At 57.4% G+C, this 230-nt stretch carries 1 protein-coding gene; it reads left to right on the forward strand.

Features of this window, described 5'->3' with window-relative positions; all coding sequences use genetic code 11:
- Positions 1-38: 38 nt before the first annotated feature.
- Complete coding sequence (gene arfA / locus KZZ04_RS21010) at positions 39-203, forward strand: alternative ribosome rescue factor ArfA (RefSeq protein WP_003176285.1); 165 nt, start codon at positions 39-41, stop codon at positions 201-203.
- Positions 204-230 lie beyond the last annotated feature (27 nt).

The following is a 230-nucleotide window of genomic DNA, read 5'->3' on the forward strand; positions in this document are numbered from 1 at the left end:
TTCATCCCATCTCAAGCCTGCATAAAGAGAGCACCGACATGAGCAAAAAGCCATCCAAGCATGGCCCCAACAAGGCCAAATCCATCATCGCCCAGCCACTGTTCCGCAGCCGTCAGGAACGCGCCGGCAAGGGCAAAGGCAGCTACCGCCGCGAAGCCTTCCAGTCTAATAGCTGGGAGGCTTCTTACTTTCTGGCTGCCTGAAGGCAAGCGCCCCTCCGGCATGATAAG

Source organism: Pseudoalteromonas sp. CR1, from assembly GCF_019392235.1.
In the GTDB taxonomy this organism is placed as follows: Bacteria; Pseudomonadota; Gammaproteobacteria; order Enterobacterales; family Alteromonadaceae; genus Pseudoalteromonas.

Excerpts from the sequence above, each read along its gene's own strand:
- arfA (WP_003176285.1), top strand. The coding sequence starts at position 39 with ATGAGCAAAAAGCCATCCAAGCATGGCCCCAACAAGGCCAAATCCATC.